Source organism: Nocardia sp. NPDC004654 (genome assembly GCF_040609595.1).
In the GTDB taxonomy this organism is placed as follows: Bacteria; Actinomycetota; Actinomycetes; order Mycobacteriales; family Mycobacteriaceae; genus Nocardia.
The window spans coordinates 157,853-178,805 of record NZ_JBEXKI010000008.1; the positions used below are offsets into that span (position 1 = coordinate 157,853).

23 protein-coding genes are annotated in these 20,953 nt (G+C 69.2%); 10 read left to right on the top strand and 13 right to left on the bottom strand.

The genetic code is table 11. The features are described from left to right. Nucleotides 1–63 precede the first annotated feature (63 nt). The gene (locus ABZV58_RS26045; protein WP_355002779.1) at nucleotides 64–699 is read left to right on the top strand and encodes a maleylpyruvate isomerase family mycothiol-dependent enzyme; all 636 of its coding nucleotides are present in this window, start codon (nucleotides 64–66) and stop codon (nucleotides 697–699) included. A 1-nt stretch (nucleotide 700) separates the two neighbouring features. Here ABZV58_RS26045 and ABZV58_RS26050 read toward each other — a convergent pair whose 3' ends face one another. Next, the gene (locus tag ABZV58_RS26050; protein ID WP_355002780.1) at nucleotides 701–958 is read right to left on the bottom strand and encodes a three-helix bundle dimerization domain-containing protein; all 258 of its coding nucleotides are present in this window, start codon (nucleotides 956–958) and stop codon (nucleotides 701–703) included. Between the two features lie 152 nt (nucleotides 959–1,110). Here ABZV58_RS26050 and ABZV58_RS26055 point away from each other — a divergent pair, with 152 nt between their 5' ends. The 5 genes from ABZV58_RS26055 (at nucleotide 1,111) to ABZV58_RS26075 (ending at nucleotide 5,193) form a co-directional block, all read left to right on the top strand. Next, nucleotides 1,111–1,587, top strand: coding sequence for a nuclear transport factor 2 family protein (locus ABZV58_RS26055; RefSeq protein WP_355002781.1), 477 nt, complete (start codon nucleotides 1,111–1,113; stop codon nucleotides 1,585–1,587). Between the two features lie 127 nt (nucleotides 1,588–1,714). Then, entirely contained in the window at nucleotides 1,715–2,806 is a 1,092-nt protein-coding gene (locus ABZV58_RS26060) for a YncE family protein (protein WP_355002782.1), read from the top strand. Then, entirely contained in the window at nucleotides 2,751–3,233 is a 483-nt protein-coding gene (locus tag ABZV58_RS26065; protein ID WP_355002783.1) for a hypothetical protein, read from the top strand. The genes ABZV58_RS26060 and ABZV58_RS26065 overlap by 56 nt, the downstream gene beginning before the upstream one ends. 78 nt (nucleotides 3,234–3,311) lie before the next feature. Then, nucleotides 3,312–4,358, top strand: coding sequence for an aminotransferase class V-fold PLP-dependent enzyme (locus ABZV58_RS26070; protein WP_355002784.1), 1,047 nt, complete (start codon nucleotides 3,312–3,314; stop codon nucleotides 4,356–4,358). After that, entirely contained in the window at nucleotides 4,321–5,193 is an 873-nt protein-coding gene (locus tag ABZV58_RS26075) for an SGNH/GDSL hydrolase family protein (RefSeq protein WP_355002785.1), read from the top strand. Before ABZV58_RS26070 ends, ABZV58_RS26075 begins: the two co-directional genes overlap by 38 nt. Here ABZV58_RS26075 and ABZV58_RS26080 read toward each other — a convergent pair. From ABZV58_RS26080 to ABZV58_RS26095, 4 genes are all read right to left on the bottom strand, one after another. After that, nucleotides 5,181–5,567 carry a hypothetical protein gene (locus ABZV58_RS26080; RefSeq protein ID WP_355002786.1) on the bottom strand — a complete coding sequence of 129 codons (387 nt, stop codon included), beginning with the start codon at nucleotides 5,565–5,567 and terminating at the stop codon, nucleotides 5,181–5,183. The genes ABZV58_RS26075 and ABZV58_RS26080 overlap by 13 nt on opposite strands. 62 nt (nucleotides 5,568–5,629) lie before the next feature. Further along, nucleotides 5,630–6,376: a hypothetical protein gene (locus tag ABZV58_RS26085; protein ID WP_355002787.1), complete on the bottom strand. Its 747-nt coding sequence runs from the start codon at nucleotides 6,374–6,376 to the stop codon at nucleotides 5,630–5,632. Nucleotides 6,377–6,549: 173 nt separating this feature from the next. Beyond that, nucleotides 6,550–7,620: a diacylglycerol kinase gene (locus ABZV58_RS26090; RefSeq protein WP_355002788.1), complete on the bottom strand. Its 1,071-nt coding sequence runs from the start codon at nucleotides 7,618–7,620 to the stop codon at nucleotides 6,550–6,552. 1 nt (nucleotide 7,621) lies between these two features. Beyond that, nucleotides 7,622–8,413, bottom strand: coding sequence for an SDR family oxidoreductase (locus ABZV58_RS26095; protein WP_355002789.1), 792 nt, complete (start codon nucleotides 8,411–8,413; stop codon nucleotides 7,622–7,624). Between the two features lie 92 nt (nucleotides 8,414–8,505). Here ABZV58_RS26095 and ABZV58_RS26100 point away from each other — a divergent pair, with 92 nt between their 5' ends. Beyond that, nucleotides 8,506–9,396 (top strand): helix-turn-helix domain-containing protein, encoded by an 891-nt coding sequence (locus ABZV58_RS26100; RefSeq protein ID WP_355002790.1) that lies wholly within the window; start codon nucleotides 8,506–8,508, stop codon nucleotides 9,394–9,396. A 45-nt stretch (nucleotides 9,397–9,441) separates the two neighbouring features. Here the strand turns inward: ABZV58_RS26100 and ABZV58_RS26105 are convergent, their stop codons facing one another. Beyond that, nucleotides 9,442–10,053: a TetR/AcrR family transcriptional regulator gene (locus tag ABZV58_RS26105; protein ID WP_355002791.1), complete on the bottom strand. Its 612-nt coding sequence runs from the start codon at nucleotides 10,051–10,053 to the stop codon at nucleotides 9,442–9,444. A 140-nt stretch (nucleotides 10,054–10,193) separates the two neighbouring features. Here ABZV58_RS26105 and ABZV58_RS26110 point away from each other — a divergent pair, with 140 nt between their 5' ends. Then, complete coding sequence (locus ABZV58_RS26110) at nucleotides 10,194–11,081, top strand: DUF1295 domain-containing protein (protein ID WP_355002792.1); 888 nt, start codon at nucleotides 10,194–10,196, stop codon at nucleotides 11,079–11,081. A gap of 33 nt (nucleotides 11,082–11,114) precedes the next feature. Here the strand turns inward: ABZV58_RS26110 and ABZV58_RS26115 are convergent, their stop codons facing one another. The 7 genes from ABZV58_RS26115 to ABZV58_RS26145 all read right to left on the bottom strand — a co-directional run bounded on the left by ABZV58_RS26115 (nucleotide 11,115) and on the right by ABZV58_RS26145 (nucleotide 18,342). Continuing rightward, on the bottom strand, nucleotides 11,115–11,870 hold the full coding sequence (locus tag ABZV58_RS26115) for a type 1 glutamine amidotransferase domain-containing protein (protein ID WP_355002793.1): 756 nt from the start codon (nucleotides 11,868–11,870) through the stop codon (nucleotides 11,115–11,117). 141 nt (nucleotides 11,871–12,011) lie between these two features. Beyond that, nucleotides 12,012–13,007 carry a TAXI family TRAP transporter solute-binding subunit gene (locus ABZV58_RS26120; protein WP_355002794.1) on the bottom strand — a complete coding sequence of 332 codons (996 nt, stop codon included), beginning with the start codon at nucleotides 13,005–13,007 and terminating at the stop codon, nucleotides 12,012–12,014. Further along, nucleotides 13,004–15,040 (bottom strand): TRAP transporter fused permease subunit, encoded by a 2,037-nt coding sequence (locus ABZV58_RS26125; protein WP_355002795.1) that lies wholly within the window; start codon nucleotides 15,038–15,040, stop codon nucleotides 13,004–13,006. Before ABZV58_RS26125 ends, ABZV58_RS26120 begins: the two co-directional genes overlap by 4 nt. Before the next feature lie 69 nt (nucleotides 15,041–15,109). Beyond that, nucleotides 15,110–15,472 (bottom strand): hypothetical protein, encoded by a 363-nt coding sequence (locus tag ABZV58_RS26130; RefSeq protein ID WP_355002796.1) that lies wholly within the window; start codon nucleotides 15,470–15,472, stop codon nucleotides 15,110–15,112. Continuing rightward, nucleotides 15,469–16,419, bottom strand: coding sequence for an alpha/beta hydrolase (locus ABZV58_RS26135; protein WP_355002797.1), 951 nt, complete (start codon nucleotides 16,417–16,419; stop codon nucleotides 15,469–15,471). Before ABZV58_RS26135 ends, ABZV58_RS26130 begins: the two co-directional genes overlap by 4 nt. 10 nt (nucleotides 16,420–16,429) lie before the next feature. Beyond that, the gene (locus ABZV58_RS26140) at nucleotides 16,430–17,206 is read right to left on the bottom strand and encodes a glucose 1-dehydrogenase (protein ID WP_355002798.1); all 777 of its coding nucleotides are present in this window, start codon (nucleotides 17,204–17,206) and stop codon (nucleotides 16,430–16,432) included. A gap of 2 nt (nucleotides 17,207–17,208) precedes the next feature. After that, nucleotides 17,209–18,342 (bottom strand): LLM class flavin-dependent oxidoreductase, encoded by a 1,134-nt coding sequence (locus tag ABZV58_RS26145; protein WP_097243435.1) that lies wholly within the window; start codon nucleotides 18,340–18,342, stop codon nucleotides 17,209–17,211. Nucleotides 18,343–18,493: 151 nt separating this feature from the next. Between ABZV58_RS26145 and ABZV58_RS26150 the strand changes: the two genes are divergently transcribed. Together ABZV58_RS26150 and kstD are read left to right on the top strand one after the other, a co-directional pair. Continuing rightward, complete coding sequence (locus ABZV58_RS26150) at nucleotides 18,494–19,243, top strand: glucose 1-dehydrogenase (RefSeq protein ID WP_355002799.1); 750 nt, start codon at nucleotides 18,494–18,496, stop codon at nucleotides 19,241–19,243. A 16-nt stretch (nucleotides 19,244–19,259) separates the two neighbouring features. Continuing rightward, nucleotides 19,260–20,942, top strand: a complete 1,683-nt coding sequence (kstD, locus tag ABZV58_RS26155) for a 3-oxosteroid 1-dehydrogenase (protein WP_355002800.1) — start codon at nucleotides 19,260–19,262, stop codon at nucleotides 20,940–20,942. Nucleotides 20,943–20,953 lie beyond the last annotated feature (11 nt).

The following is a 20,953-nucleotide window of genomic DNA, read 5'->3' on the forward strand; positions in this document are numbered from 1 at the left end:
CCCGACTGGAGTTCCTACCGTACGCCCGGGCCGAATCCCGGACCCGTACGGAAGGAGAGAACGATGACGGAGGACATCTGGCGCGCCGTCGCCCGCGAGCGCACCGAACTGGCCGAAATGCTCACGGCGCTACCGGAATCCGCGTGGCAGCGACCATCGCTGTGTGCGGGATGGCGGGTCGCGGACGTCGTGGCGCACGTGGTGCTGTCCAGCAGCGCGACCCTCGGCGCGCTTCTGGTGAACTTGGTCCGTGCCCGCGGCGACATCAACCGCCTGACACACGACACCGCCGTCCGGCTCGCCGACAGGTCGAGCCCGCAGGACTTGCTCGCCGAACTCCGCGGCGCCATCGATTCCCGCTTCACCCCGGTCGGCACGACTCCCGCCGACCGCCTCATGGACCTGTTGGTGCACGGCCAAGACATCGCCGTCCCGCTCGACCTGCACCGGGAGATGCCCGTAGCCGCCGCGCGCTTCTCGCTGGACCGGGTGTGGACGATGGGTTGGCCGTTCCATGCGCGACGGAAGCTGTCCGGCTACCGCCTCACCGCGACCGACACCGGCTGGCACGCGGGCGCGGGACCGGAAGTCGCCGGACCGGTCTCCGCGCTGCTGCTGCTCGCGACCGGACGCGAAGCGGCCTTGGACCGGCTGACTGGTCCCGGCGTCGCGGGGTTGGCCGCTCGGCTACGAGCGTGACCTACGCCGAGGATTTGGCTTCGGCCAACGCCTGCAGCCATTCCCGGGTGTAGCGCTCGGCGAGCAGGGGCAGGAAGTTGTCGAAGGTGGCGTCGTCGGCGATGTGGTCGTAGGCGGCTTGGAGGAACTGCTCGATGGCGGCGTCGGGCGCGACGCCTTCGAACTCCTTCTCCAGGCGGGCCGCGGCGGTCTGCAGCGCATGCCGCTGGTCGACCGACGGTTCGGCGGGGCGATCGGCGGGCACGGGCGTCTCGGTCACGGCTCCTCCTCGTGACGGGGATGTGCACGGCAGTGGGCGTGGATCGGTTCCGCACCCGCATGTCGGTTACCCATTCGGGGAGCGGGAATCACCCCGGCCACGAATGAGAACACGTTCTTGTCCAGCCGGTCGTGTCGTGCCAGGCTGAGCGGATGGATCTCGCCGCCGTCGAAGCCGTGCGCCAGCTGAAGTACCGGTACTTCCGGACCTTGGATCTCAAGCTCTGGGCGGAGTTCGCCGACACCCTCGCCGTCGACGCGGTCGGGCGGTACGGCACGCACGCGCTCGGCGAGCCGCTCGTCCTGGACGGCCGCGAAGCGATCACCGACTTCATGCGCCAGAACGTCGGACCAGCGATCCTCACCGTGCACATCGCCAACCATCCCGAGATCACCGTCGACGCCGACACCGCGACCGGCTCGTGGGCCTTCGAGGACACCGTCATCGCCACCGAATACGGTGTGTTGATCCGCGGCGCGGGGTATTACTCCGATCGCTACCGCCGCGACGCCGACGGGCGGTGGCGCATCACCGAGACCGGCTACCGACGGATCTACGAGTCGAGCCAGTCGCTCGCCGACACACCGAGTCACCGACTGCTCAGCAACATGTGGGCCGACAAGGCCTGAGGCGCCTCCGAACAACACCGGAACACGCGAAATCCGGACCAATACGCCCCGGTAGCGCGGCAACCGCTTGCGGCGGCGGCGATTACGCGGAATAGTCCGTTCGGATACCCACCAGAAAGGTCCCACGATGGCAAACCGGTTCCGGCGGCGATCGTCGCGCGCGTTGGCGCTCGCCGCAGCCGCTCTGTCGCTGCTCGCGCCGACCGCCGGGGCCGCCGATACCGGGCCGCTGGCCTACATCCCGGTGGCGGGCGAGGGCACGGTGGTCGTGGTCGACACCTCGACCGACCGGATCGTGGGCCGAGTCGAAGGAGTCGGACCGCAGGCCTCCGCGGTGACGGCCTCGCGGGACGGACAGCACCTCTACGTTCAGGCGTTCAACCCACCGTTCATCGGCGCCGACGACATAGCTGTCATCGACCGCGCCACCGACAGCGTTACCGCCCGCATCCCGATCAGCGGCACCGACGGCATGACGCGACCGATCACCGATCCGGTCCGGGACCTCGTCTACGTCGTCACCGCCCGCCCGTCCATCGACGTGCTGAGCACGACATCCAACACCCTGGTCCGGTCGATGCCGCTGCCGTCGCTCGCGCTCGCCGCCGCCATCGCGCCGGACGGTGAACGCCTCTACGCGGTGTTCGCCGACTCGACCGCGGCCGCGTTCGACCCCGAGAGCGGATTCCAGCTCGGCGAACGCATTCAGATCGACGGCTCGGTGCCCGCCTTCGCCGCGGTATCCCCCGACGGCCGCAAGCTGTACGCGATGAACGCGCTCGGCGACAACGTCTCGGTGATCGACACGGCGTCCTGGCAGCGGCTCGGCGCCATCGCGCTCCCGGCGGGCAGCGCCCCGGTCTCGGGTGCGTTCAGTCCGGACGGCGATCGGCTGCTGGTGGCCACGCCGGGCGCGAACGCGGTCCAGGTCGTCGACGTGGCGGCCGATCGCGTGACGGGCACGGTCCCGGTGGACGCGCCGGTCTCGGTCGGCTTCACCGCCGACGGCACCAAGCTCTACGTGGGCAGCCTCGGGCCGCAGTCCGCACCGGTCGTCTCCCCTATCGCCGGGTTCGATCCGGCCTCGCTGCTTCAGCCCCTCGTGCGGGCGAGCAACCGGCCGAGCTCGGTGATCCCGTTCGACGCGGCCGCGCTGCGGCCCAGTGGATCGCCCATCGCCACCGGCGCGGCCCCCGGCGCGGGCGCCTTCCCGAGCTGAGTCCGCCTCGCCCGATCGGTCCCTGCGGATAGTCTCGCCGGAGACCATCGAAGAGGCGACGGGTGCCCGCTATCCCGCTGATCGGCCGGGACCATCCGGCGGTCGCTGCTGCGGGAAACGGTGGGCGGCGGTCGACGCGCTGACCACCGCGGCGCTGCTCGGTCGCGAGTTCACCGCTTCGGCCCTCGCCGCCACCACCGGCCGCGCCGATTCCACCGACCTGTTGGCGACCGCCGCGCGGGCTCGGCTCATGACCAACGACGAGGACCGCTACGCCTTCGCCCACGACCTGATCCGCGAGACGCCGCTCGCCCGCCTCGGTCCGGCCGAGGCCAGGGCGCGGCACAGGGCGATCCTCGCGCCCGAACGCCTCCCGGGCCGACTGTGCAACGAGGCGCGGCGGGCACTACTCGCTGACGGGCATTGAGGCTCCCTCGCACAGAACGGTCCACTTTCGGGCTGCTGGCGCTGGACGGAATGGAATCGCCGTCGCATGCTGCACAACATGTCCTCGTTAGCGCCCGATGAATTCCGTTCCGAGACCACCTATCTCAACACCGCCTCGTACGGACTGCCTTCCCGGCGGGCGCTGACCGCGACAGCCGAGGCCAACGCCCGCTGGGCCGCGGGAAGGGGCGGCCCGATGACCGATGACGCGCTGGTGCCGGAATTGCGCGCGAAGTTGGCCAGGCTGCTGACGGGCGCGCATCCGGACCACATCGCGCTCGGCAGCGGCGTCGCGGGGCTCGTCGGTCCGGTGGCCGCCGCGCTGCCACCCGGCGCGGAGGTGTTGCTCGCGACGGGCGAATTCGCCTCGGTGTCCATGGCTTTCGTGCATCGCGGCGATCTGGCGGTGCGGGTGGTTCCGCTGGCGGAGCTGGCCGCGCAGGTGCGACCAGAGACCGCGCTCGTGGCGGTCAGCGTCGTGCAGTCCGCCGACGGCCGGATCACCGATCTGACCGAACTCCGCGCCGCCACCGCGGCCAACGGCGCCCGGCTGCTGGTCGACGCCACCCAGGCCGCCGGTTGGCTACCGCTGAATTTCGCCGACGCCGACTACTGGGTCTGCGCGACCTTCAAATGGCTGATCGGCGCGCGCAGCACAGCGTTCTTCGCCGCCACACCCGAGGCCGCCGCCGACGTGCGTCCGATCGGACCGAGCTGGTACGCGGCCGAGGACCGATGGGCCGAGCTCTACGATCCACGCGCGCTGGCCGCCACGACACGCCGCTTCGACGCGACACCCGACTGGCTGGGCGTCGTCGCCGCGTCCGCCGGTCTGAGCCTGATCGAGGAGCTGACCGTCGAGAAGATCAACGCGCACAACCTGGATCTGGCCGACCGTTTCCGTGCGGGCCTCGCCGAGCTCGGCCGGGAACCGGGGCCGGGTCGTTCGGCGATCGTCGTGGTCCCCGGCGCCGCTGACCTCGCGCCGCGGTTGGAGCGGGCGGATGTGATCGCATCGGCCAGGGCGGGGGCGTTGCGGTTCGCATTTCACCTCTACAACGACGAGAGTGACGTCGATCGCGCGCTCGAGGCGCTGGTCATTTGAGCGCGACCCTGGATCGCTGAGAGACGAACTCCAGACGCGCCGGATCCGAGCAGACGATTCCGCCGCCGATTTGCCCGGGGCCGGACGTGGTGTCCAAGGAGGGAGCGCAGCGAGACTCGACGTCACTTGCTCCGGCGCCACAACCGCCAACATCCTGGACGAGCCACAGCGCCTGCCCGTCGGGCCGGTGATGCCGCCGCAGATCGGCGCGGTCACACCGGACACCGAACTGGTCACGATAACCGTCGGCGGCAACGACCTCGGCCTGATCGGCGGCATGATCGCGCGCAGCTGCGGTCCCGGTCTCGTCGGCGCGCTCCCCGCCGTCTCCTTCCTCGCCTCGGAGCTTTGCGCGAGCGTCCTCGGCGATTCCGCCGAGCCCACCGCAGCCGATTTCGAACGGGTACAAGGATCGATCGCCGATGTCGTGCGCGCCGTCCAGTCGAAAGCGCCGAACGCGACCATCCTGCTCGTCGAATACCTGCCCGTTGTGGATCGTGACGCCACGGTCTGCGCGAAAGTGCCTCTCTCCCAATCGGATGCGAAAGCCGCCCGAGGCGTCTACGAAGGCCTGGTCGCCGCGTCCCGCGCCGCTGCCCTCGAGACCGGCGCGACGACCGTGGCGGCTCCGAACGCCGACGACCACCATGCCTGCGCCGCGACCCCCTGGACCTACGGCTTCAACAGCCCCCTCGACTCGGACGCACCAGACGTCGGTCTCATCGCCACCATCGCCAACTCCTACCACCCGAACACAACGGGCATGAGCGCCATCGCCGACCATCTCGCCCGCACTGCGTCAACTCCCCAACCACCATTCGACTACGGTCGATAGGGAAATGGATTCGACGCAGCGGTAGTAGTGTCGCTGTCGCACCGTTCCCACCCGCCCGGCCGGTAGACCCACCGTTCACCGCTGCCGTCTCGGGCGACGTAGGTGGCACCGATGGGAAGGTCTGTGACCTCACCGCTGTAGTACGCCAGCCGGAGCATGTCGACGGCCAGCCAGTACGCATAGTGGGCGGCCATCGATTCCCACTCCGCGCGTTCGAGTGACGTCATGAAATGCTCGTCGCGGCTGAGAGCGTCCCCGTGCTTGCAAGTCCAGTACAGCACCCGTTCCGGGCCGCTGTAGCCGCGTGGCACCAGCTCGCGCGCAGCGCCGCAGGTGGAACACGGGATCACCGGGTGCGGTGCGAATCGGTCCATCATCCAATGCAAGTCGATAATGCTGTGCTCGGTGTCGCGGCTGCCGCTGCCCCCGCCGGGAGTCAGGCAATCTGGACACCGCATGTCCCTGAAACCGTCACCGGTATCCGGCCACCGGCAGGCCACTGCGCGCCGCATCGCAAGCACCGGAACTTACCGCGCTGTGGTGCGGTCACCGAGAACTGGGTTGTGAATCCCGGCTTGTCGCGCAACGGGCCCGAATAGCCCGGATACGTGCCCAATTCCCCGCGCGGCCACGCGCTGGCCCGCTCCTGCGGCCACAGCAGCCCGATGACCTCGCTCACCGTGCGCCGGTCCCAGACCGCGCCGGGTCGTGCCGGAAGCCCGGCCGCGTTGAGCTGGCTGGCGAGGTCATCGACATCCGCGGCGAAAGACGCGTTCCGCTGAGCGAGTTCCCATACGCCTGCCTCGCTGTATCCGGCGCGTGTCGCCGCTGGTATGTTCGCCCACTGCAACGCGATTCGAATCCGGTGCTGGCGGTAGCGCTCGGTTTCGGCGCGAACCTGCAGCGCTGCCTGTTCGTCCGCACTGCCCGGCCACTGATCGACAGACCGGTCGCCGTACACCCGGCGTGGCATTACCGCCAGCGTGCCCGCACCTGGCGGAACCAAATCCTCCTCGTGGTAGCGAGCCAGACGACGCCCCGCACGTCTATCGAACTCGGCGAACGCCGCCTTCGCCTCGGCGATCGACTGCTTGCTCAGCTTCTGCGCGTCTTCCGGCGGCCGGAATTGCTTCCCGCCAACTTCTTTCGACATCGCCTCCCCGCCCCGCGGCATCCTGCCCATCGTGCAACGGTAACGGTAGGCGCCCCTGGCTTCGAGCCCTGCTCAGCAACCAGCGATCCGGAACACAGCGTGTGATGGCTTTGCTTGGTGAGCAGACTCCGAATCCGACGAACTCGTTCGCGCCCTCGACGGCTGACACCAGACCGAGAGACGTTGGGGCGCAGGAACCTCGATCAGGTCCTGGTAGCCGGTGCGGTGATCAACGGCAAGTCCAGTGCGGTGAGAATTCCCGGAGGGGCCGAGATCACCGCGGGCACCGCGTTCACGATCCGCATGGCGGTCGCGAGCAGTGTCGCGTAGTTGTGGTCGCCGCGCGGGCTGGAGGTCACCAGATCCATTGTGTAGCTGGGGTCGCCGGTGAGTTCTACGCGGTAGGAACCTTCTGGGTGGGCGGGCTGGGGCCAGTCGGGGCAGAGGTCGGGGCGGAGGCGGGTGACGTGTTCCAGTACCGTGACGACTCGGTCGCCGACCATGCCGCGCACCTCGAAACGTAGTGCGGCGGCGGTGCCTTCGGCGATGTGGCCGGTGGCGATGTCGAAGGATTCGGGCGCGGTGACGCGCTCGTAGCTCTCGGTGACGGCGTCGAGCTTCACTCCGATGCCCGCGGCGAGCTGGCGCACCACGCTGCCCCACGCCAAGGAGAGAACCCCGGGCTGCAACAACATCGGCGTCTCGTCCAGTGGTTTGCCGAAGCCCATGATGTCGACCATGACCGCGCGGTTGTCGTAGCTGGCGTAGTCGACGATCTCCATGCAGCGCAGCTGGTCGATGCGCAGGCAGGTTCCCGCGAGTGCCAGCGGCAGCAGGTCGTTGGCGAATCCGGGGTCGATGCCGTTCACCCACAGCGACGAATTGCCCTGCGCCGCAGCCTCTTGCACCGGCTTCAGCAGCTCGTCGGGCAGCACGCCGTACGGGTATTGGAAGAACACCGGCGCGCACGCGACAACATTGATGCCCGCTGCGAGCAGCACCCGCAGGTCCTCGATCGCCTCCGGCAGCCGATTGTCGGTCATCGAGCAATAGACGACGCAGTCGGGCCGAGCGTCCAGGATCGCCGCGACGTCGTTGGTGGCGGCGACGCCGACGGAACGGTCCAGCCCGGCGAGGACGCCCGCGTCCGTCCCGGCCTTGTCGGGGCCGGAGACCCACACGCCGGTCAGTTCGAGGTCGGGGTTGGCGATGACGCCCGCCAAGGCGTGGCGGCCGACATTGCCGGTGCCCCATTGCACTACGCGATAAGTCATGTCACAGATCCGGGATCGGGAGGTCGAGGTTGGGACTGATCAGGCCGCCGTCGGGTTCGAGCACCTTGCCGGTGAGGTACTTGCCCGCCGGGGACACCAAGTAGAGCGCGGCGGCGGCGATGTCCTCCGGCTCGCCGATGCGGTGCAACGGCGTCTTGGTCTCCAGTTGGCTGCGCATCGCGTCGTTCGCCGCGACGACTTCCAGCGCGGAGGTCAGGATCGAGCCCGGCGCGATGGCGTTGACTCGGATGCGGGGGTTCAGGTCCAGCGCGGCGAGCCGGGTGTAGTGCGCTAGAGCGGCCTTCGCGGTGCCGTAGGCGGCGAAGGCCCGGCCGGGCAACCGACCCATGGTCGAAGTGATGTTGAGAATCGAACCGCCACCGGCTGTTTCGAGAATGCGCGGCACTGCGGCGCGCACCAGGGCGTGCGCGTTGCCGACGTTGAACGCGAACGCCTCGGCCATCGCCTCGGGCGTGGTGTCGAGCAGTGGGCACGGCAGCGCGCCGCCGACATTGTTGACCACGATGTCGAGGCGACTGAACCGGTCCACCGCCGTGGCGGCCAGGCCCGCGGCGGCGTCGGCGTCGCTCAGGTCGGCGGACACCACGTGGGCCTGCCTGCCGACGGCCGCGATCTGTTCGGCGACCTCGTCCAACTGACTCTTGGTTCGCGCCGCGACAAGCACGTCCGCGCCCGCCTCCGCGAACGCGACAGCGATCGCCCTGCCGAGCCCCCGTCCCGCGCCGGTGACGACGGCGACCTGCCCGTCGATGCGAAATCGATCGAGAATCATCCGCTCTCCGATCTCGTGTCGAATATTCGACACTCAATGACTTATATTCGTCATCGTAAGTCGACGACCACACCGGCACAAGGGAATGACCGATGCAGTCCACCGAACCCGGCGACGCGCGCCGTTCGCCGTCCCCGCCGACCCGCCGCGTGGTCGAGATCGTTTCGTTGCTGGCGACGGCGACCGAGCCGCTGCCCGTCGCGACAATTGCCGAACGCCTCGGCATCGCAAGGGCAACGGCGACCGCCGTGCTCGCCGAACTCGACGCCGCGGGCTGGGCGGTGCGCGTCCCGGAGCGCGGCTACCGCGTCGGACCCGCGCTCGTCGCGCTCACCGCGGCCCGGCTGCCGCGCGGTGTCGGCGACCTGCTCACCGAGCTGACCGCGAAGACCGGCTGCGGCGCGACGCTGAGCCGCATCGAACCCGACCACCTCACCGTCCTCGACGTACGGCACGGCCCGGACCGCACGGTGCCGGGAATCCCTGTCGGCCACCGCATTCCGCTGCAATTCCCCGCGGGCGCGGCCGTCATGCCGTGGCGTTCGGCCACCGAACAGAACACCTGGCTCGCCACCACCGCCGAACCGGACCGCCGCACCGCGAGCGCCTTGCTCACCCTGGTGCGCGAGCGCGGCGTCGCACTGTTCCGGCCACGCGCCGACGACGCAGGGCTGGTCGACCTGCTCGCCGATCTGCTCACCGCGGCAGGAAGCGAACTGCTGCAACCGAATCTGCGCGCGCGGGCACTGCGCCAGCTCGCCGCGCTCACCGCACGGCCGTTCACCAGGAGCGAGCTGGACTCCGTCGCCGACCTACCGCTGAGCTACCTCGCCGCCCCGGTCTTCGACGCGAACGGATCGGCCTCCTTCGAAGTACAGCTCGGCCCACTTCGGACCAGCACGACCAAACCGGAGCGCGACGACTACATCGCCGCGACCCTGGCCGCCGCACGAGCGCTGACAGCGGCCATCGCCACGCAGTGAATAGGCCTGCGAGTAGTCGCCGGGCCGACCGGCACCGGAATCCGACTACGACGGTGACGGGAGTGTCGCCGTCAGCCGGTCACGGAGCGTGGGCCAGTCCAGGTGCGCCTGTTCGGCCCCCGGCACCGCCAGGAGCGCGGTGCCGCGCAACGTGGCGAGGGTGGCGAGCAACCATTCGCGGAAGCCGTCTCGCGCCGCGACCTCGGGAACGAGCTCACCAGCCAGATCGCCGACGGCGGTGGTCGCGAGGTTCGCCAGCATGGCCGCGACGTCGGCGAGTTCCACATCGTTGCGGGCGACGGCGTACAGCTCGAGCAGTGCACGGCTGATCGGCAGGTTGTGGACCTTCCACAGCAAGTCGAGCAGTGCGTCGAACCTCCCGGCGCCCGGCGGCAACGGGCCGACCTCGGCCCGCACATCGGCCACATAGCGTTCGACGATGCGCTCGAGAGCGGCCTTCACCAGCGCGGCCTTCGTCGGGTAGTAGTGCTGCATCGCGCCCTGGCTGACGCCGGCCCGAGCGGCCACCGCCGAAGCGCTCAACGCGACGAACCCCTGCTCGACGAGCATCGAGACTGTCGCCTTCAGCAGCCGATCCTGGGTCTCCGCTCGTCGTTCGGCTTGGCTCCGCCGTGGCGTCGTCTTGGCTCTGGTCACCCTCCGAAGGTTAGTACCGACCACTTGCAAGTTACTAACTTATATCTTAGCGTGTGCGCATGCCGTCCCCATCGAGCAATGCGCGAGGACTAGCGAACCGCGCCCTCCCGTCCCTCGCTTCCCTGGTCGTCCTTTGCGTCATGCTCTCCGAGCCAGCACTGCGGGACTTCCTGCTGGTGAACCTCGGCGTCCAGCTCGTCATCTTCGTGTGCGCTGCCTGCATCCCGGGGTGGCGCACGCTCCGGATGTCCTATGTCGACATCGCATGGCCCTGGGGGCTGTTCGCCCTCGGCGTCCTGACGCTCGCGATGAGCGACAGATCCCCGCTCGCCATAGCCGTGGCCGTCGTCTTCCTGGTGATGGGCGGACGCATGGGTATCGCGGCACTGGCCCTGTGGCGCCACGGCGAACTCGACCATGAGCTGCCGCGCTATCGGTTCCAGCGAAAGCGCTGGGCGAAGGCGACCCTGGGCAGCGAGCGGCTCGACCTCGTGGCCGAGATCCTGGTCCAGGCCGTCTCGAACGTCACCGTCATGGCCGTACCGGCGGCGCTGGTGATCGCGATCGACGGCGCCGGAATGAGCGCGGTCGCAGTGGCGGGCATCATCCTGTGGGCGGTGTCGTGGGTGCTGGAGTCCGTCGCCGACTTCCAGAAACTACGTTTCGTCCGGTCGATGTCGAAAACGAATACGCGGGGACATTGCGATGTCGGGCTGTGGAACTACAGCCGACACCCCAACTACTTCTTCCAGTGGATGCAGTGGAACGCGATCATCGTCTTGTGCTTGCCGGTGCTGCGCCGAGCATTCGACGAATTCACGCCCGTCGCGGCGATCGGCGCGGGCATCGGACTGTTCGCGCTGTCGTTGATCATGTACTGGTGTCTGGTGTTCTACACCGGCGCTGTCCCCGCGGAGTACTACAGCGCGCAGAAGAGGCCGGGCTACCGCGACTACCAGGCGCGGACCAACCGATTCATGCCCGGGTTCCGTCGCGAGAATGCTTCCGCCGGCGACACTGTGAGCTGAGGCGTCGACTTCGGCTCGGCAGTGGCGGGACTCTCAGCGCTCGGCGCCTTCCAGCAGTGCGAGATACCGGCGTCCGAACAGATAGGCGTCTCCCGGCCAGCGTGCGGAGAGATAGTTGCGATCTTCGACGACGAAGGCGCGGGTGTCGTCGGTGGCGGTGCCGCGCCTGGTGAGTTCCAGTGGGCCGCGCTGGAATTGAGTGGCCGGGTTGTCGAGAGCCGCGCGGACCTCGTCCTCGACGTAGGCCGGGTACGTGCGGTAGTAGCGGCCGAGTCGCCATGCGGTGCTCAAATACGCGATTCGCTCCATGTACTTGGGCAGGCAAGTGGTGCGACGCTGGGCGAGCACGCTACGGCCGGTAGCGGGATCCTCGGACCGGGCGAGGACGAGGACACCGTGGCAGATGGCGCCCACCGGCCGGTCCAAAGTCCAGAACCTCGCGACCTGTCGCTGCAGCGTCTCCGAGCCCAGGTACTGCCGCATGCCGGAGGCGTGTCCGCCGGGTAGCAGCAGTCCGTCGAAGTCCTCCACGTCGACCTCGGACCAGGAGACGGTGGCGCTGAATTCCGGTGTGCCGGTGAGCTGTTGATAGAAGGCCCGAGGCTCGGCTTCGGCACCCAGTCGACCGAAGACGACTCCGGTCACCAGCCGCGGATCCGCCGCGGGCACCGTACCCGCTCGCTCGGTGGCGAAGACGACCTCGTGTCCGGCGTCGGTCAGGATCCGCCAAGGCACGGCGACCTCGGTGACGTCGAAGTCGTGGTCGGGAACCGGCATGAGGACGCGCATACGCACATCATCGCAGCCGGCACCCGTCCGTGTCCGGAAGCGTTGGACGGTGCGGTCAGGCAACGTCCGCCGCCGACACAAGCGGGTGCCTGCTGCGGCGCTGAACGATCAGGCCCGCGAGCGACCTTCAGCGGCGATCGATCAGTTGGCCAAGGCGTGCTCGGCACCCCGGTGCAGCGGTACCGGCGCGGTCTCACGCGCGGTGTCGCGGGTGATCCCCTTGGCGGCCGAATTCGCCTGTTCCAGTTGCGGTTTGCGATCGAACAGCGTCTTGGTCAGCACACAGGCCAGATCGGCGTCCAGATCGTCGCGCACCAGAAGGACATTCGGAACGACGATGGTCGCCGCGTCCGCGGGCAGCCCGTAGGTCGCGGCCGGAATCTTGCCCGCCTCGTACACCGGGTTCACCTCACGCAAACGCGGTGCCAGATCGGCGATGTCGAGGAAGCGGACCTTGTCCCCCGCCGAGGTGAACAGGTCGGTGATGCCAGGGGTGGGCAGGCCGCCGGAGAAGAACATGGCGTCGATGGAGCCGTCCTTCATGCCGTCGACGGTCTTGGTCAGATCCAGCCGCTGGGCGGAGATGTCGCGCTCGGGGTCGATTCCGGCGGCGGCCAGCACCCGCTGGGCGATGACCTCCGTGCCCGACTTCGGCGATCCGGTGGAGACGCGCTTGCCGCGCAGGTCCGCGACCGAGGAGATGTTCGCGCCGTTGCGCACGATCACCTGGGTGTAGTTCGGATAGAGCCGCGAAAGCGCCTGCACCGGTTGCTTTTTGCCGTCGAAGCCACCGGTGCCGAGCACCGCGTCGGCGGCGGTGTCGGCGAGCGAGAAGGCCACCTGATAGGTGCCCGCCACCAGCTGCTGGATGTTCTGCACCGACGCGCCGGTCTCGGCGGCGGTGGCCTTCACCGTGCCGTCGGTGGCCTGCGCGACCTGCTCGGCGTAGGCGTTGCCCAGCGCGAAGTAGACGCCGGTGGCGTTGCCCGTCGCGATGCCGACGCGCGAATCCTGTTTCACCTCGCAGGTGACCGCGCCGCCCGCGTCGGTGCGCGGTGCGTCCTGGCGACCACCGCAGCCAGCGAGCAGACCGGCCGTCACGGCGGTGACGGCGACAATCGTTGCGACTCTTCTCACTTCGTCCTCCTTCGGGAGAGCAACGTGTACCCGGCGGCGGCCGCGAGCGCGGCGAGCCCGACGATCAACGCGACGGGTTCCAGGTACAGCAGCACCAATCCGCCCGCCCCGGCGAGCACCCGCGCGGCCACCGGCGCCGGTCCGATGCCCAGCAGCCAGCCGCCGGTGGCCGAGGCCAATGCGGCGACACCCACACAGGCCACCACGCTGGTCCACAGCACACCCAGCACGGGCCCGGTGCCGAGCAGGTGTTCGCCGGGTTCGGTGAGCACGAACACGATCGGCACCAGGAACGCGGGCAGCGCGTACTTCAGCGCCTGCCACATGGTCGGCACCGTGCGACCACCGGTCACCGCCGACGCGCCGACAGCGGCCAGCGCCGTCGGCGGGGTGACCTCGGAGAGCACCGAGTAGTAGAAGACGAACATGGCCGCGGCGGGCGCGGGCACGTCCAAAGCGAGCAGGGCGGGCCCGATGATCGCCCAGCCGATGATGAACGAGGCGGTGACCGGCACCGCGAGACCGAGCAGCGCCAGGGCGACCGCGGCGAAGGCCACGGTGCAGGCGAGCACGACGGTTTGATTGTCCGAGAGTGCCGAGGCCCAGCGGACGAGCAGCGCGGCCAGTTGCGCGCCGAGTCCGGTCTTGGTGGTCATCGCGGTGATCACGCCCGCCGCGGTGCACACCGCGACCACCGGCAGCGCGGAACGGACGCCGCTACTGAGCGCGTGGAACACCTGCCGTGGCGAACGAGCCCGGCTGCGGGTACGCGCGTCGAGGAAGGCGAGGGCGAAGGCCAGAAGGGTCGCGTAGACGACGGCACGGGTCGCGCTGACATCGAGGAGCAGCAGCACGACGATCGCGATCAGCGACAGGAAGTGGTAGCCGAAGCGGGCAAGCAGCCGCCAGGCCGACGTGCCGCCGATCTCCACCGGCCTGGTGCCGAGCCTGCGCGCGTCGATCTCCACGGCGAGCAGGATGCCCAGGTAGTAGAGCACCGTCGGGATCAACGCCCAGCCGAGCACCGTCACGTAGGAGACCTCGAGGTACTCGGCGACGATGAACGCCGCGGCGCCGAGCGTCGGCGGCGAGAGGATCGCGCCGACGCCGGCCGCGGCCAGCATGCCGCCCGCCTGCTCCGGCGGATATCCCGCACGCTTGAGGATCGGCCAGGTCACCGCGCCGACGCTGACCGCGGTCGCGGTGCCGGAGCCGGACACCGTGCCGAGCAGGAAACCCGAAGCCACCGCGGTGCGCCCGGCCGCGCCTCGGGACCGGCGGAACGCCGCCACCGACAGATCGACGAAGAACTGTGCGGCGCCGGAGAATTCGAGCACCGCGCCGTACAGCGTGAACAACACGATGTAGGTCGCCGCGACGTCGAGCGGGGTGCCGTAGAAGCCGCTGCCCGAGTTGTACAGCGCGTCCACGATCTGACCGAAGTCCAGACCCGCGTGCGCGATGGTCCACTGCTGCGGGAGCAGCCCGCCGTAGTAGCCGTAGGCGAGAAACGCCAGACACACCGCGGGCAGCACCCACCCGGTGGTCCGGCGGCAGGCCTCGAGCACCAGCACGAGCAGCACGGTGCCCATGGCGACGTCCACCGGGTCGAGCAGCCCCTGCCGGTCCAGGAATTCGTTGTAACCCCCACCACCCGAACCGATTCCGAACGGCAGCACCGGATAGACGCAGACCACCAACGTCAGCGCCGCCAGCGCCCAGTCCAGCACGCCAGGCCCCGAGGCTCGGTCGAGCAGCCGAAGTCCCGAGCGGTACGCCAGGAAGATCAGCGGCAGCGTTCCCGCGAGGAACACCACCAGGTAGTACTGACTGCCCTGCGACAGCGGCCGAAACACCTGCCACACCGCGAGGATCGCGATCGCGAACGCCGCGACCGCGACCACCCGCTCGGGCCACCCGCTCAGTTCGCGAGCGGGTCGCTCGGCATCGTCCACTTCGAGCGTGTCGATCGCAGGCCGCTGCTCTGTATCAGGCAGCTCCTCGTCGAGCTGAGGGTCCCGCGTGTCGGACATCGTGCGAAAGTACCAACGCCGTGCGCCCGATTCGCCCGGATTCGCGAAGGTGGTGCGCTCGCGGCGTGCTCAACCCGAAATCTTTGCGGAATCATGAGGTTCGTACAGCACGACCGACCACGGCGTGCCCGGCGCCGCTTCGATCGCGGCGCGCCGTTCGTGCGGACCGATTGCCGGATCCGCCACCGCGACACCCGCCCCGCGCAGGGCGGCGACGACGGCGTCGAGGTCGGCGACCTTGACCGAGAGCGCCGCCGCGTCCCCTTCGCGATCCTTCCCGGCCACCATGACGCGGGCCGGACCGACGTCGAACTGTGCCCACCGGTCGCCGTCGACGAAGGTGGGCGGCCCGCCGAACAGCGCGCTCAGCAGCGCGACGGTGGCGGGCAGATCGTCGGTGGGCAGGATCGTGCCGATCCGCTCGATGCTCATTTCTCGCTCCCGAAGGCACGTCGGACGGCCGAGAACGCGGCAGCGGCGGCTTTTTCGGCATCCGGAAGGTGATCGGCCATGCTCGCGAAGCCGTGGAACATCCCGTCGTAGCGGACCATTTCGGTGGGGACGCGCGCCGCACGCAACCGGGCGGCGTACGCCTCCCCCTCGTCGCGCAGCGGATCGAACTCCGCGGTGAGGACGTGAGCGGGCGGCAGTCCGGACAGGTCGGCGGCGCGCGGCGGCGCGGCGTAGGGGTGGTCGCCGTCGCCGTCGGGGCCGAGGTACTGCTCCCAATACCACCGCAAGTGCGCGGCCGTGGTGAAGTAGCCCTCGGCGTTGTCTCGGTAGGAGGCGGTGTCGCGAGACGGGTCCAGCATCGGATAGATCAGCAGCTGATGCGCCAGCGCGGGCCCGCCGCGGTCCCTGGCCATCAGCGTCGTCACGGCGGCCAGATTGCCGCCGGAACTGTCGCCCGCCACCGCGATTCGGGTGGGATCGCCGCCGAACTCGGCGGCATGGTCCGCGACCCAGCGCAGCACCGCGTAGGCGTCCTCGGCGGCCGCGGGGAACCGATGCTCGGGCGCCTGGCGGTAGTCGACCGAGACCACGATCGCGCCGACGCCGTTGGTCATCGTCCGGCAGAACCGGTCGTGGCTGTCCAGGCTGCAAATGGTGAATCCGCCGCCGTGACAGAACACCACCACGGGCAGGTCGAGTCCGGCGTCGACGGGCCAGTAGATCCGCACCCGCACCTCCGGCGCCCCGTCCGGCCCTGGCACCGTCCGCTCCTGGACCCGTCCGACCGGGATCGGCTCGACGGCCGCCGCGGGCCGCGCCGCCAGCAGGCGACGAGCCTCGACGGCGTCGAGTACCTCGGTGCCGAGCTTCGGGAAGGCGGCCGAGGCCAGCTCCACGATGGCGCGGGCTTCGGGTTTCAACGGCACGATCGGCTCCTTACTCCATGCCCGGCAGCTGCGCGCCGGGTGGAATGAACTGCCCGGCGGACAAGCCGCCATCGATGGCGAGTTCCGCGCCGGTGACGAAGGCCGAGGCATCCGAGGCCAGGAAGGCGACCAGGTCGGCCACCTCACCGGGCAACCCCACCCGACCGAGCGGCAGCGCCGGGAAACTACCTGGGCCCGTGGCCAATCCGAGGTGGCCGATCATCGGTGTGTGGATCGGGCCGGGGTGCACCGAGTTCACCCGGATGCCCGCGGGACCGAGCTCGAGCGCCGCGGTCTTCGTTAGCCCGCGCAGTCCCCACTTCGACGCACCGTAGGCGGCGTGTCCCATCAGACCCTGGAGACCGGCCTGCGAGGAGATGTTCACGATGGACCCGCCGCCCGCGGCCGCCAGCGGACCCGCCACGGCCTTGATGCCGAGGAAGGATCCGACCAGGTTGACCCGCAGAATCCGTTCCAGCTCTTCGGCACTGGTGTCGGTGAGCGCCTTGGTCGTGTAGATCGCGGCGTTGTTCACCAGCACGTCGAGTCGGCCGAATTCGCGTTCGGCAGTCTGCACCGCCGTCGCCCACTCGGACTCACTGCTCACGTCGTGCGCCACGAAACGCGCGGCGTCGCCAAGCGATTCGGCCACCGCTTTGCCTTCGTCGGCCAGCACGTCGGTGATCACCACGCGCGCACCGAGTTCGACGAACAGCCGCGCTTCGGCCTCGCCTTGGCCGCGGGCGGCGCCGGTGATGATCGCGACCTTCCCGTTCAAAGTCGTCATCGTCACTCCTCGTTCTTCCGGAAGTGCGGGATCACCGTCTCGCCCCAGTGCCGGATGGTCTCCAGGCAGGCCTCCTGCGGCACGGTGCCCATCTGGATCAGGCACAGGATCTCGTCGGCGCCCGCCGCCTTCAGCCGTTCGACGTAGGCGATGGCGTCCTCGGGCGAGCCGTAGGCGTGTTCGGCGTTGAACACCGAGGTCGCGCCGGCCTTCACCGGGATCTTGGCCTCGTGCAGGTAGGCGACGTGGTCGTCGGCGGCCTGCTTGATGGCGGCCAGCTCGTCGGCGTTGGGGTCGACGGCCTCGTCCGGCACCGGTCCCGCGCCGTACCAGTGCTTGATCGACTGCGCGAAGAACCGCTGGCCGCGCGCACCGATCTGCTGCGCCTTCTCGCGATCCTCCAGCACGATCGTCGGGCACAGCGCCGCGAAGTGATCGTTGACGACGGTGGAGACGAACTTCTCGCCGGTGCGTTCGGCGATGGCCTGGTCGTAGGTGCGGCGCAGCTCGGCGATCTCCTCCACGCCCGCGAAGCCGAGGACCAGCGCGCCGATGCCGTAATCGGCGGCCAGCTTCAGGGTGTCCTTCTTGGTGCACGCCATGAACAGCGGCGGGTGCGGCAGCTGGATCGGGCGCGGCAGCATCGGGTGCGGGTCGATGTCGAGCAGCTCGCCGTGCCATTCGAACTCGCCCTCGGGGTCCTGCCAGGCCTTGCCGATGATGCGCAGCGATTCCTCGACCTCCTGGTAGGTGCGGTCGGGATCGACCCCGCACATGGAGGTCTCCTGCGGGGTGGCGCCGCGGCCCGCGCCCAGGTTCACCCGGCCGTTGGAGAGCACGTCGAGCATGGCGGCGCGTTCGGCGGCGCGCACCGGATGGTTGAAGTTGAACGGCATGCAGACCACGCCGTGACCGATCCGGATACGCTCGGTGCGCGCGGCCACCCAGGTCAGGAAGATCTCCGGGGCGCTCATATGCGCGTACCACTTCAACCCGTGATGCTCGACTGCCCAGACGGTGTCGAAGCCCATCTCCTCGGCCAGCACGGCCTGCTCCACGCAGTCGCGCAGCACCTGCCGTTCGTGCTCGGCCGACGGATCGGTCATCTGCGCCTCGAAGATCATCGAGAACTTCATGCATTGCCTCCACTTCTCAATATGCCTAGTAGGAATATTTCCGATGCTGCCGTGGAGGTCAGGTGCATGTCTCGCTGGCTGAGACTGCGCACCCCTGCGCCGACACCGGAGACCTAGCTTCGAAGCGAGGCAGCAGAAAGGAAGGACCGCAGTGGGTCGACTCGAAGGCAAGGTCGCGCTGATCACCGGTGGCGCGCGCGGGATGGGCGCCGAACATGTGCGCCGCTTCGTCGCCGAAGGCGCGCGGGTGGTGTTCGGCGATGTGCTCGACGAGCAGGGCGCGGAACTCGCGGCCGAGCTCGGCGCGGCCGCCCACTACGTGCACCACGACGTGACCAGCGAGGCGGACTGGACCGCGGCGGTGGACACTGCGCGCGAGAGGTTCGGCAAGCTCGACGTGCTGGTGAACAACGCGGGCATCCTGCGCTTCCAGAGCATCGCGGACATGAGCCTCGCCGATTTCAGCACCATCATGAACGTCAACGTGACCGGGACCTGGCTGGGCATCAAGACCGCGACGCCCGCGCTCACCGAGGCAGGCGGCGGGTCCATCGTCAACATCTCCTCGGTCGAGGGATTCATCGGCGCGGCGGGTCTTTCCGCTTACAGCGCAAGCAAATTCGCGCTGCGCGGCGTCACCAAGTCGGCCTCGCGCGAGCTGGGCAAGGCGGGCATCCGGGTGAACTCGGTACACCCCGGCGGCATCGCCACGCCGATGACCGCCAACGCGTCCTCCGGCGTGGACGGAGACAAGTTCTTCGCCGGGCTGCCGATCCCGCGCTGGGGTCGTCCCGAGGAGGTCACCGAGGCGGTGGTCTTCCTGGCCTCCGACGCCGCGGGCTACTGCACCGGCACCGAGGTGGTCGTCGACGGCGGCATGCTCACCGGCGCGGGCTACTGAATCGGAAAGGCAGACGATGTCTGAACAGAAGTCCACGGAGGCCGTCTACGACGTGGTGGTCGTCGGTTCCGGCGCGGCGGGCATGACCGCCGCGCTGACCGCCGCCTATCGCGGCCTCTCGGTGGTGCTCATCGAGAAGAGCCGCACCTTCGGCGGTTCCACCGCGCGCTCCGGCGGCGGCGTGTGGATCCCGAACAATCCGGTGCTGGTGCGCGAGGGTGTGCCGGACAGCCCCGATCTGGCCCGCGTCTACTTGAAATCCGTGGTGGGCGATCGGGTTCCGCAGGCCAAGCAGGACGCGTTCCTGGACAACGGCCCGCGCATGATGACCTACCTGAGCTCGCGCACCCCGCACCTCGAATTCGTCTACGACCGTGGGTATTCCGATTACCACCCGGAACTGCCCGGCGGTCTGGCCCAGGGGCGCAGCATCGAGCCCGCCATCGTCGACGGCCGCCTGCTCGGCGACGACCTGGCGCTGATCAACCAGCCGACGATGTCCGGTCCGAAGGGAATCGCCTTCACCGTCAGCGACTTCCACGATCTCAACATGATCGCGCGCACCTGGAAGGGCAAGCGCACCGCCATGAAGGTCGGCGCCAAGGCGGTCGTGAACAAGCTGCGCGGGCGTCTGCCGCTCAGCCTCGGCAAGGCGCTCGTCGCCCGGCTGTGGCTGGCGCTGCGCGACGCGGACGTTCCGGTGTGGCTGAACACGCCGCTCACCGAACTGATCACCGAGGACGGCGCCGTGGTCGGCGTGCGGGCCGAGCGCGACGGCGCGCCGATCGTGCTGCGGGCGCGGCGCGGCGTCGTGCTGGCCGCGGGCGGCTTCGAGCACAACCTGGAGATGCGCGAGCAGTACTTCGCCGCGCCGGTGAGCACCGACTGGACCGTCGGCGCCACCGAGAACGTCGGCGACGGCATCCGCGCGGGCGAAAGCGTCGGCGCCGCACTCGATCTCATGGACGACGCGTGGTGGGGTCCGTCGGTGCGCAACCCCGACGGACCGCCGTTCTTCTGCCTGGCCGAACGCTCGCAGCCCGGCGCCATCATGGTCAACGACGCGGGTCAGCGGTTCACCAACGAATCGGCCAGCTACGTCGACGTCGTGCACACCATGTACGAGCGCCACGAGACCGGGATCGGCCACGTGCCAGCGCACTTCATCATGGACCAGCGCTTCCGCGATCGGTACCTGTTCCTCGGCACCTTCCCGAAGCAGGCCATCCCGCAGAAATACTTCGACGCGGGCATTATCAAGAAGGCCGACACCCTCGAAGAACTCGCGGACAAGATCGGCGTTCCGGCCGACGCGCTGACCTCGACGGTCCAGCGGTTCAACGGCTTCGCGGTCGCCGGGCGCGACGAGGACTTCCACCGCGGCGAATCCGCCTACGACCGCTACTACGGCGATCCGACGGTGAAGCCGAACCCGTGCCTCGCGCCGATCGAGAAGCCGCCGTTCTACGCGGTGGAGATGGTGCCCGGCGATCTCGGCACCAAGGGCGGTCTGCTCACCGACGAGCACTCCCGGGTGCTGCGCGCCGACGGCGCGCCGATCGCGGGACTGTACGCGGCGGGCAACAACTCGGCCGCCGTGATGGGCAACAGCTACGCGGGGGCGGGCGCGACCATCGGCCCTGCCATGGTGTTCGGCTACATCGCCGCCAACCACCTCGCCGATCTCGACCGAGCGTGAAAGGACAGGAC

Coding starts and splice junctions, on each gene's coding strand:
- ABZV58_RS26090 (WP_355002788.1), bottom strand. CDS start 7,620: ATGACTTATCGCGTAGTGCAATGGGGCACCGGCAATGTCGGCCGCCAC.
- kstD (WP_355002800.1), top strand. CDS start 19,260: ATGTCTGAACAGAAGTCCACGGAGGCCGTCTACGACGTGGTGGTCGTC.
- ABZV58_RS26140 (WP_355002798.1), bottom strand. CDS start 17,206: ATGACGACTTTGAACGGGAAGGTCGCGATCATCACCGGCGCCGCCCGC.
- ABZV58_RS26080 (WP_355002786.1), bottom strand. CDS start 5,567: ATGGACCGATTCGCACCGCACCCGGTGATCCCGTGTTCCACCTGCGGC.
- ABZV58_RS26055 (WP_355002781.1), top strand. CDS start 1,111: ATGGATCTCGCCGCCGTCGAAGCCGTGCGCCAGCTGAAGTACCGGTAC.
- ABZV58_RS26130 (WP_355002796.1), bottom strand. CDS start 15,472: ATGAGCATCGAGCGGATCGGCACGATCCTGCCCACCGACGATCTGCCC.
- ABZV58_RS26115 (WP_355002793.1), bottom strand. CDS start 11,870: ATGCGCGTCCTCATGCCGGTTCCCGACCACGACTTCGACGTCACCGAG.
- ABZV58_RS26045 (WP_355002779.1), top strand. CDS start 64: ATGACGGAGGACATCTGGCGCGCCGTCGCCCGCGAGCGCACCGAACTG.
- ABZV58_RS26085 (WP_355002787.1), bottom strand. CDS start 6,376: ATGGGCAGGATGCCGCGGGGCGGGGAGGCGATGTCGAAAGAAGTTGGC.
- ABZV58_RS26070 (WP_355002784.1), top strand. CDS start 3,312: ATGTCCTCGTTAGCGCCCGATGAATTCCGTTCCGAGACCACCTATCTC.
- ABZV58_RS26060 (WP_355002782.1), top strand. CDS start 1,715: ATGGCAAACCGGTTCCGGCGGCGATCGTCGCGCGCGTTGGCGCTCGCC.
- ABZV58_RS26095 (WP_355002789.1), bottom strand. CDS start 8,413: ATGATTCTCGATCGATTTCGCATCGACGGGCAGGTCGCCGTCGTCACC.
- ABZV58_RS26110 (WP_355002792.1), top strand. CDS start 10,194: ATGCTCTCCGAGCCAGCACTGCGGGACTTCCTGCTGGTGAACCTCGGC.
- ABZV58_RS26100 (WP_355002790.1), top strand. CDS start 8,506: ATGCAGTCCACCGAACCCGGCGACGCGCGCCGTTCGCCGTCCCCGCCG.
- ABZV58_RS26125 (WP_355002795.1), bottom strand. CDS start 15,040: ATGTCCGACACGCGGGACCCTCAGCTCGACGAGGAGCTGCCTGATACA.
- ABZV58_RS26145 (WP_097243435.1), bottom strand. CDS start 18,342: ATGAAGTTCTCGATGATCTTCGAGGCGCAGATGACCGATCCGTCGGCC.